At 51.0% G+C, this 17,988-nt stretch carries 16 protein-coding genes and 1 pseudogene; 8 read left to right on the top strand and 9 right to left on the bottom strand.

Annotated elements, in window-relative coordinates; all coding sequences use genetic code 11:
* Positions 1 to 76: 76 nt before the first annotated feature.
* The 4 genes from BZJ17_RS01830 (at position 77) to lpxC (ending at position 4,359) form a co-directional block, all read left to right on the top strand.
* The gene (locus BZJ17_RS01830) at positions 77 to 853 is read left to right on the top strand and encodes a cell division protein FtsQ/DivIB (protein WP_077639580.1); all 777 of its coding nucleotides are present in this window, start codon (positions 77 to 79) and stop codon (positions 851 to 853) included.
* A 12-nt stretch (positions 854 to 865) separates the two neighbouring features.
* A complete protein-coding gene (gene ftsA / locus BZJ17_RS01825; protein WP_069586602.1) occupies positions 866 to 2,122 on the top strand; it encodes a cell division protein FtsA in 1,257 nt (418 codons plus the stop codon).
* Positions 2,123 to 2,155: 33 nt separating this feature from the next.
* Positions 2,156 to 3,325 (top strand): cell division protein FtsZ, encoded by a 1,170-nt coding sequence (ftsZ, locus tag BZJ17_RS01820; protein WP_069586603.1) that lies wholly within the window; start codon positions 2,156 to 2,158, stop codon positions 3,323 to 3,325.
* Positions 3,326 to 3,441: 116 nt separating this feature from the next.
* The gene (gene lpxC, locus BZJ17_RS01815; RefSeq protein ID WP_069586604.1) at positions 3,442 to 4,359 is read left to right on the top strand and encodes a UDP-3-O-acyl-N-acetylglucosamine deacetylase; all 918 of its coding nucleotides are present in this window, start codon (positions 3,442 to 3,444) and stop codon (positions 4,357 to 4,359) included.
* A gap of 73 nt (positions 4,360 to 4,432) precedes the next feature.
* Here the strand turns inward: lpxC and BZJ17_RS01810 are convergent, their stop codons facing one another.
* Positions 4,433 to 4,894 (bottom strand): DciA family protein, encoded by a 462-nt coding sequence (locus tag BZJ17_RS01810; protein WP_108743762.1) that lies wholly within the window; start codon positions 4,892 to 4,894, stop codon positions 4,433 to 4,435.
* A gap of 416 nt (positions 4,895 to 5,310) precedes the next feature.
* Between BZJ17_RS01810 and secA the strand changes: the two are divergent.
* Positions 5,311 to 7,931 (top strand): annotated as a pseudogene (gene secA, locus BZJ17_RS17570) (preprotein translocase subunit SecA).
* 133 nt (positions 7,932 to 8,064) lie between these two features.
* A complete protein-coding gene (gene mutT, locus BZJ17_RS01800; RefSeq protein WP_069586607.1) occupies positions 8,065 to 8,460 on the top strand; it encodes an 8-oxo-dGTP diphosphatase MutT in 396 nt (131 codons plus the stop codon).
* Positions 8,461 to 8,490: 30 nt separating this feature from the next.
* Here the strand turns inward: mutT and yacG are convergent, their stop codons facing one another.
* The 8 genes from yacG to nadC all read right to left on the bottom strand — a co-directional run bounded on the left by yacG (position 8,491) and on the right by nadC (position 15,515).
* Positions 8,491 to 8,697 (bottom strand): DNA gyrase inhibitor YacG, encoded by a 207-nt coding sequence (gene yacG / locus BZJ17_RS01795; protein ID WP_077639579.1) that lies wholly within the window; start codon positions 8,695 to 8,697, stop codon positions 8,491 to 8,493.
* A gap of 4 nt (positions 8,698 to 8,701) precedes the next feature.
* Positions 8,702 to 9,442: a cell division protein ZapD gene (gene zapD, locus BZJ17_RS01790; RefSeq protein ID WP_069586609.1), complete on the bottom strand. Its 741-nt coding sequence runs from the start codon at positions 9,440 to 9,442 to the stop codon at positions 8,702 to 8,704.
* Positions 9,443 to 9,465: 23 nt separating this feature from the next.
* Entirely contained in the window at positions 9,466 to 10,080 is a 615-nt protein-coding gene (gene coaE / locus BZJ17_RS01785) for a dephospho-CoA kinase (protein ID WP_077639578.1), read from the bottom strand.
* Positions 10,080 to 10,949 (bottom strand): A24 family peptidase, encoded by an 870-nt coding sequence (locus BZJ17_RS01780; RefSeq protein WP_077639577.1) that lies wholly within the window; start codon positions 10,947 to 10,949, stop codon positions 10,080 to 10,082. Before BZJ17_RS01780 ends, coaE begins: the two co-directional genes overlap by 1 nt.
* A 64-nt stretch (positions 10,950 to 11,013) precedes the next feature.
* Positions 11,014 to 12,228: a type II secretion system F family protein gene (locus BZJ17_RS01775; protein WP_069586612.1), complete on the bottom strand. Its 1,215-nt coding sequence runs from the start codon at positions 12,226 to 12,228 to the stop codon at positions 11,014 to 11,016.
* Positions 12,229 to 12,237: 9 nt separating this feature from the next.
* A complete protein-coding gene (pilB, locus tag BZJ17_RS01770; RefSeq protein ID WP_077639576.1) occupies positions 12,238 to 13,920 on the bottom strand; it encodes a type IV-A pilus assembly ATPase PilB in 1,683 nt (560 codons plus the stop codon).
* Positions 13,921 to 13,944: 24 nt separating this feature from the next.
* Complete coding sequence (locus BZJ17_RS01765; protein WP_077639612.1) at positions 13,945 to 14,358, bottom strand: pilin; 414 nt, start codon at positions 14,356 to 14,358, stop codon at positions 13,945 to 13,947.
* 248 nt (positions 14,359 to 14,606) lie between these two features.
* Positions 14,607 to 15,515 (bottom strand): carboxylating nicotinate-nucleotide diphosphorylase, encoded by a 909-nt coding sequence (gene nadC / locus BZJ17_RS01760; RefSeq protein WP_077639575.1) that lies wholly within the window; start codon positions 15,513 to 15,515, stop codon positions 14,607 to 14,609.
* 162 nt (positions 15,516 to 15,677) lie between these two features.
* On the opposite strand from nadC, the gene BZJ17_RS01755 reads away from it, so the two are divergent.
* Together BZJ17_RS01755 and BZJ17_RS01750 are read left to right on the top strand one after the other, a co-directional pair.
* Complete coding sequence (locus BZJ17_RS01755; protein ID WP_077639574.1) at positions 15,678 to 16,670, top strand: ABC transporter substrate-binding protein; 993 nt, start codon at positions 15,678 to 15,680, stop codon at positions 16,668 to 16,670.
* On the top strand, positions 16,667 to 17,971 hold the full coding sequence (locus tag BZJ17_RS01750) for a diguanylate cyclase (protein ID WP_077639573.1): 1,305 nt from the start codon (positions 16,667 to 16,669) through the stop codon (positions 17,969 to 17,971). Before BZJ17_RS01755 ends, BZJ17_RS01750 begins: the two co-directional genes overlap by 4 nt.
* Positions 17,972 to 17,988 lie beyond the last annotated feature (17 nt).

Here is a 17,988-nt window from a genome sequence, read left to right as displayed (position 1 = left end):
GCGCGGGATCGCTATAATCAGTCGGTTTTTTCGCTGGGTGTGTCAAGCTTGCTCGACACAAGGCGATAACAAAGGTATGAGCATGGTAAATGCGCTCACACGCATACAAGAAACGGTGAACCTTGAACGTCAGCAATGGGCGGGATTGGTGTTTCTTACCGCAGTCATTCTTTTGATGGTGACCGGCTTTGTGCGAGTGATTGACTGGATGAGCGATGAGCAGCAGCTGCCTTTGTCTCAGTTGGTCATCGAAGGCGATCGGACTCAGGTCAGTGATCAGCAAGTGCGCGACGCTGTGTTGTCGGTCGGCACCTTGAAAAGTTTTATGTTGCAAGATGTGAATAGCATCCAGGCAAACATCGAGGCGCTGCCTTGGGTTAAGCACGTGGCGGTTCGCAAACAGTGGCCGAACACCTTGAAAGTCCATATTACCGAGTATCAAGCGCGAGCTATCTGGAATGGACAGAAGCTGTTAACGCCTGATGGCGAGATTTTTGATGGCACGCCGGCGGATGTTGCAGGACAGGATCTGGTGTCTTTGCACGGTATGCCAGAGAGTGCAAAAGAGGTGCTTGCCGCCAGTGAGACTCTAAATGCGCAGCTCAATCGCATTGGCTTGTCGATTCAAGCCTTATCACTGAACGAGCGACGCTCTTGGCGTATCGTGACACGCAGCGGCATACGGATTGAGTTGGGTCGAGAAGCACGAGAAGAGCGCTTAGCGCGGTTTGTGCACCTTTACCCTGAGATACAGCAACAACAAACACCGATCGCTTACGTGGACTTACGCTATGACACAGGTGCTGCCGTAGGTTGGAAAACAGAGACGGAAGAGACGACTAGCCAAGATTAAGAGATGGTGTGAATGAATAAAGCGACAGATAAATCACTGATTGTTGGACTGGATATCGGTACGTCCAAAGTGTCTGCGCTGGTCAGTGAAGTGCTGCCAGACGGCACCATCAACGTATTGGGCGTGGGGACCAGCCCGTCTCGTGGCATGGATAAAGGTGGCGTCAACGACCTAGAATCTGTGGTCAAATCCGTCCAGCGTGCGGTGAATGAAGCAGAAATGATGGCGGATTGCCAAATCAGTTCTGTGTATCTTTCTTTGTCAGGAAAGCACATTCACTGCCAGACTGAAAGAGGGATGGGTACGATTTCCGATGAGGAAGTGACCCAAGATGACGTTGACAATGTGATCCATACTGCCAAGTCAGTGAAGATTAGTGATGAGCAACGCGTGCTCCATGTGATCCCACAAGAATATAAAATTGACTATCAAGAAGGGATCAAAAACCCAGTGGGGTTGTCAGGTGTGCGTATGGAAGCCAGTGTGCACCTCATCACATGTCACAATGACACGGCAAAAAATATTGAGAAAGCGGTTGAACGCTGTGGTCTTAGAGTTGATCAACTGATTTTCTCCGGCTTGTCAGCAAGCCATGCGGTGATTACACCGGACGAACGTGAGCTGGGTGTCTGCGTTGTCGATATTGGCGGTGGTACCATGGATCTCGCAGTTTGGACGGGAGGCGCACTGCGCCACGCAGAGGTTATCCCTTATGCGGGGAACGTGATTACCAGCGACATTGCTTACGCGTTCGGAACACCGCTTGCCGACGCAGAAGACATTAAAGTGAAGTACGGCTGCGCACTTAGCGAATTGGTCAGCAAGGATGCCAAAGTCAATGTGCCCAGTGTGGGCGGACGCCCATCACGGACATTGCAGCGCCAGACACTGGCAGAAGTGATTGAGCCACGTTGTTCTGAGCTGTTGGGATTGGTTAATCAGAAGCTGGTTGCTATTCAAGACAAGCTACGCAGCGAAGGCGTGAAGCACCAGTTAGCCGCAGGCATTGTACTGACTGGCGGTGCGGCACAGATGCACGGTTTGGTCGAATGTGCTGAGCGTGTGTTTCAGAATCAAGTACGAGTTGGGCAGCCTGTGGGTGTCACCGGATTAACCGACTATGTACAAGCACCATGTTATGCAACAGCGGTTGGGCTTTTGCATTACGGCAAAGAAAACTTGCTGACAGAAACGAGTGAACCAGAGCAAAAGCGGGCTGTTGCCAGTTGGGTAAGCAAGCTGAGTAGCTGGTTTAAGAAAGAATTTTAACCCTGATGCGAACAGGAAGGACGGAGAGAACTCATGTTTGAACCGATGATGGAAATGTCTGACGATGCGGTAATTAAAGTCGTTGGCATTGGCGGTGGCGGCGGTAACGCTGTCGAGCATATGGTACGTGAGTCAATCGAAGGCGTTGACTTCATTAGTATTAACACTGACGCCCAAGCGTTGCGTAAAAGTAGCGTTGGCACCGTCATTCAAATTGGTGGTGACATCACCAAAGGCCTAGGCGCGGGGGCAAACCCTCAAGTAGGTCGAGATTCTGCCCTTGAAGATCGCGATGCGATTAAAGCTGAGCTCGAAGGTGCCGATATGGTATTTATCGCAGCAGGAATGGGCGGCGGTACTGGGACAGGTGCAGCACCTATCATCGCAGAAATTGCGAAAGAAATGGGTATCCTCACCGTTGCAGTGGTCACCAAACCATTTAGCTTTGAAGGTAAGAAGCGACTGGCCTTTGCTGAGCAAGGAATTGAAGAGCTGTCTAAAAATGTTGACTCGCTTATCACGATTCCTAACGAAAAACTGCTCAAAGTACTGGGTCGTGGCATAACCTTACTAGATGCGTTTGCGAAAGCGAATGATGTACTTCGTAACGCGGTGCAAGGTATTGCTGAGCTGATTACCCGTCCGGGCCACATTAACGTCGACTTTGCGGATGTCCGCACTGTGATGTCAGAGATGGGGCACGCCATGATGGGAAGCGGGGTTGCTACGGGAGAAGACCGAGCAGAAGAAGCGGCTGAAATGGCCATTTCTAGCCCGCTACTTGAGGACATCGACTTAGCAGGCGCACGCGGTGTGCTGGTGAACATTACCGCAGGTTTCGATATGCGTCTCGATGAATTCGAGACGGTCGGTAACACGGTTAAAGCGTTCGCCTCTGATAATGCGACTGTCGTGATTGGTACCTCGATGGATCCGGAAATGAGCGACGAGCTGCGAGTGACTGTGGTGGCAACGGGGATTGGCAACGAACGTAAGCCAGATATTACCTTGGTGACCAACGCACAGTCTGGGCAAGCACCGGCCGAGCCGAAAAAGGCACAGCCTTTGCAAGAAAAATCTCAGGCGGCAACGCCTGCGGCAAAAGAGCAGCCAGCTGCGTCGTCGTCAAACGCGGCGCCAAAATCGCAGACCGAGCATGATTATCTCGATATTCCTGCGTTTTTGCGTAAGCAAGCTGACTAGTGCCAGTGCTTGGTTTGTAGCCAGCGATGTGCTATCATCACGCTCCCTTTGTCTAAGGTGACAGGGTAATGAGTGACGCAGAGCACACTTTTTTGAGAAAAAGTTGAGATAAGCCGATGATAAGACAGCGAACATTAAAAAGTATTGTCGAAACGACCGGTGTGGGCCTCCACTCTGGGCGTAAGGTTACGCTTACTCTGCGTCCGGCTCCTGCGAACACCGGCGTGATTTATCGCCGTACCGATATGGAGCCGCCGGTTGACTTTCCGGCTGATCCAGCGGATGTACGCGACACTATGCTGTGTACCGCGCTCGTCAATGACGAAGGCGTGCGTATCTCGACTGTCGAGCATTTAAGTGCCGCGATTGCCGGTATGGGCATCGATAACATCATTATCGAGGTCAATGCGCCAGAAATCCCGATTATGGATGGTAGCTCAAGCCCATTCATCTTCTTGCTGCAATCTGCCGGTATTGAAGTACAAAACGCACCAAAACGATTCATTCGCATTAAAAAACCTGTTCGCATTGAAGACGGCGACAAATGGGCAGAGCTGGTGCCGTATAACGGTTTCCGCCTCGATTTTGCCATCGACTTCAACCATCCTGCGATTGAATCAGAGCAACAAAATTTGGTGATGGACTTCTCGACACAGTCGTTTATCAAAGATATCAGTCGTGCGCGAACCTTTGGGTTTATGCGCGACATTGAATACCTACAATCACAGAACCTGTGTTTGGGCGGCAGCTTTGATTGCGCCATTGTTCTGGATGACTACCGCATCTTGAACGAAGAAGGTCTGCGCTTTGATAACGAATTAGTGAAGCACAAAGTGTTGGATGCAATTGGCGACCTATACATGTGTGGTCATAGCATCATCGGTGAAATGCGCGCCTATAAATCGGGCCATGCACTGAACAACCAGCTGCTGCGTGCGGTGTTGGCGGATCAAGAAGCGTGGGAGTGGGTGACGTTTGAAGAAACGGAAAAATCACCGGTTGCCTTTGCTGACCCAGATATGGTGCTTGCGTAATACTTGCACCTAAATAGGGCAGAGCTGCCTTGTCATGGTAAGTTGCTCAGCACCCTATTAAATCAAGCCAGAGTCACGACTCTGGCTTTTTTGTGTCTGTCGCTAGCTTGGCTAAGGCTTCTAAACGCGCTTTTAACTTTGGTGAGGCACATTGCCCCAGCTCATGCAGTAACTCACCCGAGGCTTTGCTCAAATGGCGCGCGGGTGTGGTGGCATCTTCTTCTCTATCCACGGCGGCCAAGGCTGGATTAATTTTCACTTCAATGGTGGTGAGACTGGCGAGGCCTTTTTGCCGTAATACGGACAAAAGGTGTTGGCGCTCGTAATTGAGCCGCATAGCCCAAGCAGCGCTGCCAGCTTCAACCACGAGCACGCCCTCACGATAGTTTGCTACCCGGCAAGCCTTAGAGGTTTCGCCCGGCAACAAGGCCAAGATCAACTTATTTAGCTTGGCAAGCTCAACAGCGCGTTGAGCGATATTGTTGTTGTCGCTCTCCAATAGATGCAACGTAGAGCGGGGTCGGTGATCTCGCATGGCTATTGTCTTTTTTATCGTCAATTCGGTGCGTGAACAGTCGCACAGCGTCTAATTTTTCTTAATTGATCCTATCTGTCCCTGATTATTCATAGGATGTCGGTCCAATTTCCCTTATTATAAGTGACCGAATCATTCACAGGTAAGTGTCGCATGGGTAGAGCGACAGGCATAGTGTTTTCAATGCAGCCTGTTAATTTCACAATCAGCTTCGCGGAAAATAAGTTGTTAAGCGGCACTGTCCGCCCTTGAATTCTTTCCGATTTGGCTCCACCTAATGAAGATGCGCGCATTGGCATCTTCTGTCGAATCGATGAACCATAGCCTATCCGCGTTGAACTGAATGCACACCAGCATCATTGCTGTGCAGCTGCCGCCCATGTGGGATGACCATTAAAAAGAGTACCGGCAACGCCATGTTATCGAAAATCCTGACTAAAGTTATCGGAAGCCGTAATGACCGCACTTTGCGTCGGCTGCGAAAAGTCGTTGATGAAATCAATAAGCTAGAGCCCCAATTTGAATCCCTCAGTGATGATGCGCTAAAAGCGAAAACCGTCGAATTCCGTGAGCGTCTCGACCAAGGCGCAAGCTTGGACGATCTGCTTCCTGAAGCCTTTGCCACCGTCCGCGAAGCATCTAAGCGTGTGTTTGGTATGCGCCACTTCGATGTTCAGCTTATCGGGGGCATGGTGCTGCACAGTGGCCAGATTGCAGAAATGCGCACTGGTGAAGGTAAAACCCTGACGGCGACCTTGCCGTCTTATTTGAATGCACTGACAGGCAAATCCGTGCATATCGTTACCGTCAACGACTACTTGGCGCAACGTGACGCGGAAACAAACCGTCCGCTATTCGATTTTCTTGGCATGACGGTCGGCGTGAATGTGCCGAACATGCCACCGGAAGCGAAGAAAGCCGCTTACGCGTGTGACATTCTTTACGGAACCAACAACGAATTTGGTTTTGACTACCTGCGCGACAACATGGCGTTTCGTGCGGAAGATCGCGTGCAGCGCGATCGCTACTTCTCAATTGTCGATGAGGTGGACTCGATCTTGATTGATGAGGCGCGTACACCACTGATTATTTCAGGGCCTGCAGAAGATAGCTCAGAAATGTATCAGCGGATCAACGCGTTGATCCCTCAGCTCGAAAAGCAAGACGAAGAAGACTCAGAAGAATATCGTGGCGATGGGCATTACACCGTCGATGAGAAAGCCAAACAGGTCTACATGACCGAAAACGGCCAAGAGTTTGTCGAAGAGCTGCTAAAGAAAAACGGCTTGATGGCAGAAGACGATACACTGTATTCGCCCGCGAATATTAGCTTGTTGCACCATATTAACGCCGCACTCCGTGCCCATGTGCTGTTTGAGCGCGACGTCGATTACATTGTTAAAGAAGACGAAGTGATCATCGTTGATGAGCACACCGGCCGTACCATGCCGGGACGTCGTTGGTCTGAAGGGTTACACCAAGCGGTGGAAGCCAAAGAAGGGGTGAAAATCCAAAACGAGAACCAGACACTGGCCTCGATCACCTTCCAGAACTTCTTCCGACTCTATGAAAAGCTGTCAGGGATGACAGGGACCGCGGACACCGAAGCCTTTGAGTTCCAGTCGATTTATGGGTTGGATACCGTGGTTATTCCGACCAACCGCCCGATGGTGCGTAAAGATCATGCTGATCAGGTTTACATGACCGAGCGTGAGAAATTTGCTGCGATTATTGAAGACATTAAAACGCGAGCGAAAGCAGGCCAGCCGGTACTCGTCGGGACCGTCTCGATTGAAAAATCAGAGCTTCTTTCTAATGCGCTGAAAAAAGATGGCATCAAGCACCAAGTCCTCAACGCGAAATTCCATGCCCATGAAGCCGAAATCGTTGAGCAAGCTGGTTATCCGGGCACCGTGACGATTGCAACCAACATGGCCGGTCGTGGTACGGATATTGTTCTAGGCGGTAGCTGGAAGCAGGTACTGGGTGATATTGACGAGCCAACAGACGCACAAGTCGAAGCGGCGAAAGAGAAATGGCAGCAGCTCCAGATCCAGGTTCGACGCGTTTTTATCTGTCGATGGAAGACTCACTGATGCGCATTTTTGCCTCAGAAAAAGTCTCTAACATGATGAAACGCCTCGGGATGGGTGAAGGTGAAGCGATTGAACACCCTTGGGTGAACAAGGCGATTGAAAACGCGCAACGTAAAGTAGAAGGACGTAACTTCGACATTCGTAAGCAGCTGCTGGAATTCGATGATGTGGCCAACGATCAGCGTAAAGTGGTCTACGAATTGCGTGACGCGCTGCTGGTTTCCAGCGATATCAGTGAAATGATTGAGCATAACCGTGAAGATGTAGTGAATGCACTGGTTAGCCAATATATTCCGCCGCAATCGTTGGAAGAAATGTGGGATATTGCCGGCCTAGAGCAGCGCTTAAAAGCAGACTTTGATATCGAATTGCCTATCCAACAATGGTTGGATGAAGACGACAAGCTGTATGAAGAATTATTGCGTGAGCGAATTCTGTCATCGCTGATTGATGTCTATAAGAGCAAAGAAGCGGCGGTGGGTGCTGAAACACTGCGCAACTTCGAAAAAGCGGTCATGCTGCAAACTTTGGATACGCTGTGGAAAGAGCATTTGGCGGCGATGGATCACCTGCGCCAAGGTATCCACCTGCGCGGCTATGCGCAAAAGAATCCGAAGCAGGAGTACAAGCGTGAATCGTTCGAGCTGTTTGAAGACATGCTAGAAGCGCTAAAAACCGACGTGATCACCACACTCAGCCGCGTTCGTGTGCAACAGCCTGACGACGTTGAGCGTATGGAAGCGGAGCGTCAAGCACGTGCAGAGCAAGCAGCTCGCCAACAGCAAGTGAATCATGCCAAAGCCGATAACCCACTCAGTGACGGCGAGGCGAACGCTTCAGGCAACGAAACTGTGGTGCGCGATGGACGAAAAGTTGGCCGTAATGAGCCGTGTCCATGCGGATCAGGGAAGAAATTTAAACAATGTCACGGTAAAATCTAACCCTGACTATGTATGACTAAAAAGGCCGTTCAGCGGCCTTTTTTTATACCCCAAGACGCGCGTTCGCCGACGTGTTTGCATCCATATCGACAGACAGTGGATAGCGCGTAGGTGGTAGTAAGTAGGAGTATTCATGAAACGGGTAAGTATTGCCGCTGGTGTGATTGTTAATGCCGCGCAAGATAAGATATTTATTACACGTCGCCATGCAGATGTGCACCAAGGCGGAAAGTGGGAATTCCCCGGCGGAAAAATTGAAGCCAACGAAACACCGCGCCAAGCCGTGGTGCGGGAGCTGCGTGAAGAAGTGGGGATTGATGCCACCGACGTCAGCCCCTTTATTTCGCTAGACTTTGATTTTCCAGACAAAGCATTAAGCTTCGATTTTTTCTTAGTCAGTCGCTTTGAAGGGGAGCCGCAAGGGCAGGAAGGTCAGCATGGTGAGTGGGCACCGATTGCGCGTTTATCCGAGTATACCTTCCCTGAAGCGAATGACGCGGTGCTTGAGAAAATCCGTGCTCGATTTTAAGCACGGATCGTTCGTCTTGGCAGGTGGAGATTACTCCGCCTGTCCTTCTGACCATAGGTCGTCATCAGAGCTGTCTGGTGCACCGGGAATCGCCTTTTCTTCATTGGCCCATTCCCCTAAATCAATCAACTGACAACGTTTGCTGCAAAACGGGCGATGCGGGCTGATTTCGCCCCAAACAACAGGTTGTTGGCAGGTTGGACATTTCACCACCGTGGGGGTATCACTCACGCTCATCTCCTTAACAGACACTGATAAATACCGGCATATTGTCGGCGACCTCGCGATCATCGTCAAATGGCATAAAACGGATCGCAAAACGGTTTTTGTGTCCTGAAACCAAAGGATACACGCCGAGATCGGGGTTAACCTGAATTCGGATCAGGCACGCGCCATCAGCGTCTTGTTGATAGAAGCCTTGTTTAACCTCGACATGCCCACCTTGTGCGCTTTCTCGGGTCAGTTGCAACCAAAATGCTAGGGCATGACGCAGCGGTGATAGTGTGGCGAGCCAGCCATTAATCGCGTTTTGGCGGGCGGCCAAAGGCTGATGTAACCAATAGTGGAAAATGGGTAAATCAAAACTACAGCTGCCACCGGGAATGGAGAATCGCTGTTTGATGCTGGTCAGGAAGCGATCTTCGCGTAGCGCTTGGCCAAAACGCTTGGCTTGCAAGACCGCACGTTGGTGCTCGGCCAATTGCTCGAGCAGTTGTTGTAGCTGCTGTTGATCGACCTGTGGCACATGCGCCCAAGCGTTGAGCTTTTTCTTGAGCTTATCCAAATCCTTGGCAAGATCCGCTTTCACTTGCACTTGTTCGAGAATTTCCAGCAAATCAAATAGACTGCGGAAAAATTGAATATGGTGGCAAGGGGCCGATAATCCGCTCACTTCGTCCAATTGATCGAGCAGGTACTCTAGGCGCAAATAAATTCGCACCTGTTCATTGAGTGGGTGTTCATACAAAGTGAGGCTGGTCATAAATGTTTCGCGATCCTATCCGGTTACTCCCCGGTGTGATGTTGGGCGGCCAAGGTTAAATACGTCTGGTGTAAGGCATCAATCTGGTGTTGGAGTTCCGTCTCTGGTTGATCATTGTTGATGATGTCGTCGGCGACCGCAAGTCGCTGCGCACGGGTTGCTTGGGCAGCCAGAATGGCATCGACTTGCTGGCGGCTCACGCCGTCTCGCTTTAATGTCCGTGCAATTTGGGTTTGCTCATCAACATCGACCACCAAAATGCGATCCGCTAATGCCATGAGGTTATTTTCCACCAATAACGGCACCACAAGCAAACAGTAGGAAGAGCGTGCTTGCGCGCAAGCGCTGATCATCTGGGTACGGATCATTGGGTGCAGTAAGTCATCCAACCAACGTTTGTCGTCTGGGTGTGAAAAGACCCGCTCTCTGAGCCAAGCGCGATTCAATTGCCCATCGGACTGCAAGGCTGATTCACCAAAGCGCGCGGCGATTGCCGCAAGCCCTTCACTGCCAACCGCCACCACATCGCGTGCAATCACATCTGCATCAATCACCTCAATGCCTTTGGCCGCAAACTGGTTGGCAACCGTGGTTTTGCCGCTACCGATACCGCCAGTAAGCCCAATCACTAATCCCATTAACGCACTCCCAATAGTTGTGAAAGGTACCAGTGTAACAGGCCATCCCCCCACAGGAGGCAGACCCAGCCGGCGATCGCAATAAAAGGACCAAAGGCGAAGGGTTGCTGCAGTCCTTGCTGCTGACGGCGGAGTAGGATCGCGCCAATCACGGCGCCACTTAATGAGGCCAGCAGGATCAAGAGCGGCAGTACTTGCCATCCCAGCCACGCCCCCAAGGCGGCAAAGAGCTTAAAGTCGCCATAGCCCATGCCTTCTTTGCCGGTGGTGAGCTTAAAGGCCCAAAAGAGGCTCCAAAGGCTGACATAACCGACCATGGCGCCAATGACACTCTCACTGAGGGTGACGGGGCTAATGCCGATTAGCGCAAGGCTGATGCCGGACCACATCAAGGGTAAGGTGAGTTGATCGGGCAGCAGCAGGGTTTCCCAATCAATCAAGGTTAAGGCTAACAACACTAAACTAGCCGCCATCACCGCGATGGCCCATGTCGGGGAGGTGAAAAGCCATGCGGGGAGCATGCAAAGTATCGCGCTGGTCAGCTCCACCAATGGATAGCGTTTACTGATGGGATGTTGGCAATGGCGGCAGCGGCCTTTTAAAGCCAGCCAACTGAGTAGCGGAATATTGTCATACCAGCGAATGGTTTGCTCACAGGCCGGACAGTGAGACGCGGGAAGGCACAAATCAAAACGCTGCCCATCGGGGGCCTCAATGTTTGCATCAGGAAAGGTGGCTAAGCATTCTTGGCGCCAACGACGCGCCATCATGATCGGCAAACGTGCGATGACCACATTTAAAAAGCTACCGATAATCAGGCCGAATAGGCCGGCAAGAATGATGAATAACGGCGATGAGAATATCAACATGGGACCTTCTGGGTATAAACCTTGTGCGCATCATAGCGCCTTGTGGCGAGAGACTCTATCTTGGCTAGCCAAGAACGGACATCAGATTGAAAATCGGTAAATACATGGCCACCACCAAGCCGCCAATCAATAGCCCCAGCACTAAAATTAACAGGGGCTCGATGATTTTACCGAGGTTGTCCACGGTGTTATCGACTTCGGCTTCATAGATTTGCGCGATGCGGTTGAGCATATTATCGAGTGAGCCCGACTCTTCGCCAATCATCACCATTTGGGTCACCATCACAGGGAAGCTGTCGCTGTCACGCAATGCTTGGTGGAGTGGAATCCCCGTTGCGGTGTGCTGATACACTGCATTAAGCGCGTGAACATAATAAGCGTTGGTCATGGATTTTGTTGCCGCTTGTAAGCCAGAAAGTAACGGAATACCAGCACTAAAGGTGGTGGCGAGGGTACGAGAAAATTTGGCAATGCAGGCTTTACTCACCACTTCACCAATGACGGGCAGTCGCAGTAGCCAGCGATCATAGTAATAGTGGTAAGTCGCGTTTTTACGCTGCAGCAATTGGTGGGCAGCGGCAAGGCCCGTCATCATCAGTGTGATGGTCAATGCGTGTTGGCTCACGATGTCGGATAAGGCGAGCACTTGTTGGGTCAGCCAAGGTAGCTCGGCGCCGAAGGAGTCAAAAATATGTTTAAACTTCGGGATCACGAATACCAGCAGATAGGCACTCACTCCCAAGGCCACGCTGATCACTATGCTGGGATAGATCATGGCTTTAATCACTTTACTGCGAAGCTGCGCCTGTTTTTCACGATACAAGGTTAAACGGGCAAAGACCTGCGGCAACTGCCCGGTTTGCTCGCCTGTTGCGACCAGATCGCAGTAGAAGCGATCAAACAAGGGACTCGCTTGCGCCAACGCATCGCTTAAACTGGTGCCCGCTTCGAGTTGCTGGCGAATATGACGCACCAGCAAGCGCATCTCGGCTTTGACCTGATTGAGCGCGATGAGGTTGAGGGCCTGTACGATAGGGATCCCAGACTCTAGCAGAGTGGTGAGATCGCGGGAAAACTGAGTGATATCCGCCGCTTTGGCTTTGTGACGGCGCTGCTGAAAGCTCGATAGTCGACGGCGAATGATGCGTGTGGGCAAGATCGATTGGCTCGCCAGCTGTTGGCGAGCATCCTGCTCGGTATAGGCGAACACCTGGCCTTTTTTGTCGCCGCCTGCAGCGGCTTGGCGCCAATGAAAGAGAAACAGCGTGGGTTTGGCCATGAAGACTCCTTAGGCAAGCTGAATAACGCGAGTAAGCTCTTGAATGCTGGTGATCCCTTGATTGAGTTTGGCAATCCCGGATTCGGCTAATCGCCACATCCCTTCATCCGTCGCCAGTTGGGTCAGTTCGATGGCACTGGCATTGCGGTAAATGGCGCTGGCAATAGTCTCGGTGACAGGAAGCACCTCATACACCCCGGTGCGACCCTGATAGCCTTGATAACACTGATAGCAGCCGTGAGGATGAGCTTGGTACAAGGTGTTTGGGGTTAACGTCGGATAGAGGTTAGCTAAATGCTGAAGGTGCGGATCATCAGCTGGATGCGGCTGTTTACACATCGGGCATAAACGGCGGACTAAACGTTGGGCCACCACCAAAGTTAGAGAGCTGGCAAGGTTGTAGGGGGCAATGCCCATATGGGACAAACGGGTGATGCTTTCGGCGGCGGAATTGGTATGCAGGGTTGATAACACCAGATGACCGGTTTGCGCGGCCTTGATCCCGATTTCAGCGGTGTCGAGATCGCGAATTTCCCCCACCATGACTACATCGGGATCTTGGCGCAAAAATGCACGGAGTGCGGTGGCAAAATCTAAACCAATGGCCGTATTAACGTTGACTTGGTTGACGCCTCCTAGCTGGATCTCAACCGGATCTTCGACGGTGGCAATATTACGCTCGGGCTGATTGAGATACTTTAACCCACTGTACAAGGAGACGGTTTTGCCGCTGCCGGTTGGGCCGGTAAACAAAATCATGCCTTGCGGTCTATCTAATGCGTCTTGATAGTGCTGGCGTTGCCACTCGGTTAAGCCTAAATCATGCAAGGTTAATTGCTGCTGGCCATTATCTAGCAGACGAACCACTACTTTCTCGCCCCAAATGGTTGGCAGGGTAGAGACGCGCATATCGACGGTATGGTCGGCGGTGAGGGTCAGCTTGATGCGCCCGTCCTGTGGCAAACGTCGTTCGGCAATATTGAGTTGGGCTAAGATTTTGAGCCGGGTCGACAGTCGCCGCGAGACCCCCGCCGGAGGATGAGCATAGGTTTGTAATAAACCGTCTTGGCGAAAACGAATTTGGTAGTGATGCTCAAAGGGCTCGAAATGCACGTCGGAGGCTTTTTTACGCACCGCATCCACTAAGATCTGTTGAATGTAACGACTGATGGGCGCCTGATCACTTTGTAGCTCGGCACTGTCCTCTTGTGGGCTATCGGTGACGGTCAGGGCCGCCAAGTCCTGATCACTGATGGTGATACCATCGCCAGTGCCATCGATATCTGCCCCGTATAAGTGGCGCAACGCAGCATCCAAATCTGGCTGACTGAGCACCACTAACCGGACATTGAGCCCAGTAGAAAAGCGAAAGTCGGCGACAGCGTCTGCGTTATCTGGATCACTGACCCCCAGTAATAGCTCTTGGCCTTGCTGAGCAAGCGGTAGCACTTGGTGACGCTGAATTAAATCACGCCGGTCGAGGGCATAGCAGGTGTCTTTAAATGGGTACTGATGACTCTCTGCGAACGGAAGATGGTACAGCGTGGCGAGGGTGTTAGCGAGCGCGGTGGGGTCAACCCCAGCATCGAGTATATGCGCAAGACTGAGCGAAGTATTGTCGCCAATGCCCAGCATATCGCGCTGGGCATCAGTCAATAAACCGGCTTGATACAACTGAGCGGTTGGGATCATCGTGAGTCCCTGTTTTATATTCGCTTAAGGTGTTGGCTGGTTTTTACTCGCTTGCTTGCAACCATTGACTTCTATGGTTGTCGATGGTTGCTCGCACTTCCAGTGGCCTRCAGCAGTACGCGAGAGCTTTACGTCTCCACCTCCCGGTAACCCCTTCACGGTTAGAGACATGTTACCTTCAACACCTTTAGTCGTACTGAGTGTTACCTCTGAAGGAATTCCGAGAGTTTTTTTGTCCGCGTCTTTTGGGAACGCGCCATCTTCCATAATTTTTGCTTCTACCACGGAGCGCATATTGGTCAGCGTGGCAATCGCGGCAGTGACTTTGGCTTTATCTTGATACTTTTGGTATTGCGGAATGGCGATGGCAGTCAGGGCGCCAATAATGCCTAATACCACCAGTAACTCAATCAAGCTAAACCCTTGTTGCTTTTTCATCCTATTTCTCTCCTCGTAATCATGAGTTGCCACAAAGTGAGTAGGCAACAATCAGTGCCAGCACTTTACGCTCGTGTGTGGCGCAAAAAAGAGGGGAAACATGAGTTTGAGAGTCAAGGATAAAACCTTGGTGTAACAGTGGGTTTTTTCTGTTGCAGTGTTCGACAGACGACAAATTTTTTGTCACAGAATTGTTATAAAAAAGGCCGCTGGTAAGAGGCGGCCTCATTATCTTGCGAACAGGTGGATTACTGAAAGCGCATGGATAAATCGAGTGCGGTAACATGCTTGGTCAGCGCGCCCACGGAAATATAATCGACGCCTGTGGCGGCATAGTCGGCGAGGGTGTCCAAGGTGACGTTTCCAGACACTTCGAGGGCGACACGGCCTTGGTTGAGCTCAACTGCTTCACGCATCATGGGAATGGTAAAGTTATCCAGCATCACCACATCGGCCCCCGCATCAATGGCTTGTTGCAGCTCGGCCAAGGTTTCTGTTTCTACTTCCACAGGCTTGTCGGGGTTAAGGCGACGGGCTTCTTGCACGGCATTGGCAATGCCCCCACAGGCAAGAATATGATTTTCTTTAATCAAATATGCATCGAACACCCCAATCCGATGATTATGGCCGCCACCACACGCGACCGCGTACTTCAACGCACTCCGCATTCCCGGAATGGTTTTGCGGGTGTCGAGTAATTGGGTGTGCGTGCCATTAAGCGCCGCCACATAAGTCGCCACCTTGCTCGCACAACCAGATAGCGTTTGAATAAAATTCATCGCATTGCGCTCGCCGGTTAAAATAATCCGCGAGGGGCCGTGCAGGGTACACAAAGTTTGATTTGGTGTCACTGTGTCGCCATCTTTGACATGCCAAGTGAGCGACACGGCCCCGCCGAGTTGACGAAATACCTCATCGGCAAACGCCTGCCCACAAAATACTCCAGCCTCTCGGGTGATCAAAATAGCGGTGGAGACCGAGTCGGCAGGGATTAAGCTAGCGGTAATGTCCTGACTGGGATCAATCTCCCCTCCCAAGTCTTCTCGTAGTGTCTCATAAACTAGACGTTTTACGTCCGCATCAAGGTGCGAGGTGAGATAAGCAAAGCGGCTATCGCTATCGTGTACCGCGCGAAATGGAGAAGTTGTCGACGTCATCTTGGCTCACTGGTGCAGTCAAAAGTTGCCGAAATGATAACCTCACTGGTGATGAAATGCAGCCACTGCCGCCGTAAACTTTTTTCTCGTCTTGTTTTTTATGCATGGCCTGTCTAAACCTTGACTATACTTGGTGTCAGCACACACTTATGAGGCGCAACAATGAAACGACTATTTGCATTATGTGCCACGTTAGCCATCGCAATACTTGGGTATTGGGCATGGCAAAGTGTGCGTGCGCCTGTCAACAACAGCAGTCCGACCGTGACGATTGCAGTATCGCTCACACCGCTTGCCGCGCCCATTATTATCGCAGATAAACAAGGCTTTTTTGCTGACCACGGCGTGAATGTTAGCCTTTTACCGGTTCATGGTGGGGTAAAAAGCTTCAGTACGCTGATGGCGGGAGACGCCGATCTTGCGACGGTATCGGAAACCGTGGCGATGTTTAATAGCTTTCAGCGCGATGACTTTAATATCCTAGCCAGCTTTGTGGAGTCCAATAACGACGTCAAGCTCTGGTCATTGACGTTGCCGATTCACCAATCGTTAGACGTGCTGGTCGATGCACGTGTTGGCGTGGTGCAATCGAGTGCTAGTGAGTTCTTCTTAGACTTGATGTTGAACTTGCATGGCCTGTCTGAGTTACCGATAAAAAAAGCTTACTATTCTCCGGACCAACTTCCAGGCGCGTTATTACGTGGGGAAGTCGATGCGATTTCGATTTGGGAGCCTTACGGCTATCAAATCATGCAAGAGGCGCAGCAGCGCGTATCGCAATTTAACAGTAAGGGGCTGCACAACCTCTCTTTTTTACTGGCGAGCCGAAGCCCGTTAAACATTCATCAACACCAGCGTATGCGTCAGGTAATTGCAGGGCTGAATGATGCGATTGACTATATTCATCTCCATCCCGATGAATCAAAGACAGTCGTGGCCGACTACTTGTCAATGCCCGACAACCAGCTGGCATGGCTTTGGCAAGACTATCTTTTTCGGCTTTCCTTGAGCGACGCTTTACTCCTGAGCTTAAAAAATCAAGCTATGTGGGCACGAGAAGCCGGGCTAGTGGCAGGGACGGAACCGGGCTTTCGTCGTTTGCTAAATCCTGGTCCTTTAACGGAGGCGACGCATAAGGCGAGCTTATTAAAATGAAGATAGGACAACAGTTAAGTGTCGTGGTGTATGCGTGTGCTGCGCTCACTATGATCACCTTACTTATCACCGTTGAGTTGTTTTATAAACAAACTCAGGTCCAACATCGTCTCGATGCCATTGTCTCTTTACATTCACAAATTGATGCGGTGCGGGGAAGGCTTTGGTTATATCAGCAGTACCATAGCGCGGAAACACGCCAAGATGCGTATCATGCCAACCAAACTTTGCTGCAACGCCTTCGTGAACAAAATCGTGAATTGCCGATCCAGTCGCTCCAAGCGATTCGTCAAGCGGCGCAGAGTATTGATACTTTATTAGTGTTATCGGCTCGGCGCCATAGTGATACAAATGCCAACGACACCTCGCAAATGATGGTGTTTTCTCGCTATAACATGCTATTGCAAACCATGAGTGAGGCGGCCTTCTCCATGCGTCAAGAAGCGATGCACTCCGCTGGGCAACAACAAAAAGCATTACTCATTTTACACGGTGGGGTGCTGATCTTATTGGCGCTGTTGGTGACAGTCTTGGCTACCAACACACGGCGACGTTTCTTCCAGCGGCTAGAGGAGCTGCATGACGATGTGGCGAAAATAAAGCAAGGGGATTTAACCACCCAACTTTCACTCGAAACCTCTGACGAAATGTCTGACCTTGCCTCACATGTCAACGAGATGAAGCGCACGTTAAAAAATACTATGGTGCGCAAAGAGCAGCTTGCCGAAGAGATTGCCCAACAAACTCAGCAACTGCGAGAGCAACAGCAGCAGCTAATGTACTTAGCCGAGCATGATGAACTCACTCGACTGTTTAATCGCCGCGCGTTTGAGTCACATGTGGAGGTTGCCTTGATGCGTGCTTCACGCGCGCAAACCAAAGCCGCGTTGCTGTTTATCGATGTAAACCGATTTAAAGAAGTGAACGATACCTATGGTCACGGAGTGGGGGATGAATTGCTAAAAGTCGTTAGCCAGCGGTTAAAGCTTGCGGTGCGACGTTCGGATTTAGTCGGGCGTTTAGGAGGCGATGAGTTTATTGTTTGGCTCGATTTATTGGCGGATAAACAGGCGCTGCAAGAGGTGATTGAGCGTATTATTCAAGAAATGCGCGCGCCAATGGTGACCAATGGTGCAGAGCTGGAGCTTTCTCTGAGTATCGGGGTGAGCTGTTTCCCAACCGATGGGCTGGAATTGCAACAATTGATGAATCAAGCTGATGCGGCCATGTATCACGCCAAAGCGAACCCAAGCGCGGGTTGCTGCTTCTATTCCAATCTGAACATCCGCGAGATAGAGTAATCGTCCAGTCCAACCAT

The organism is Salinivibrio sp. IB574 (genome assembly GCF_001996205.1).
In the GTDB taxonomy this organism is placed as follows: Bacteria; Pseudomonadota; Gammaproteobacteria; order Enterobacterales; family Vibrionaceae; genus Salinivibrio; species Salinivibrio proteolyticus.
This window is presented reverse-complemented; position numbering and strand designations above follow the sequence as displayed.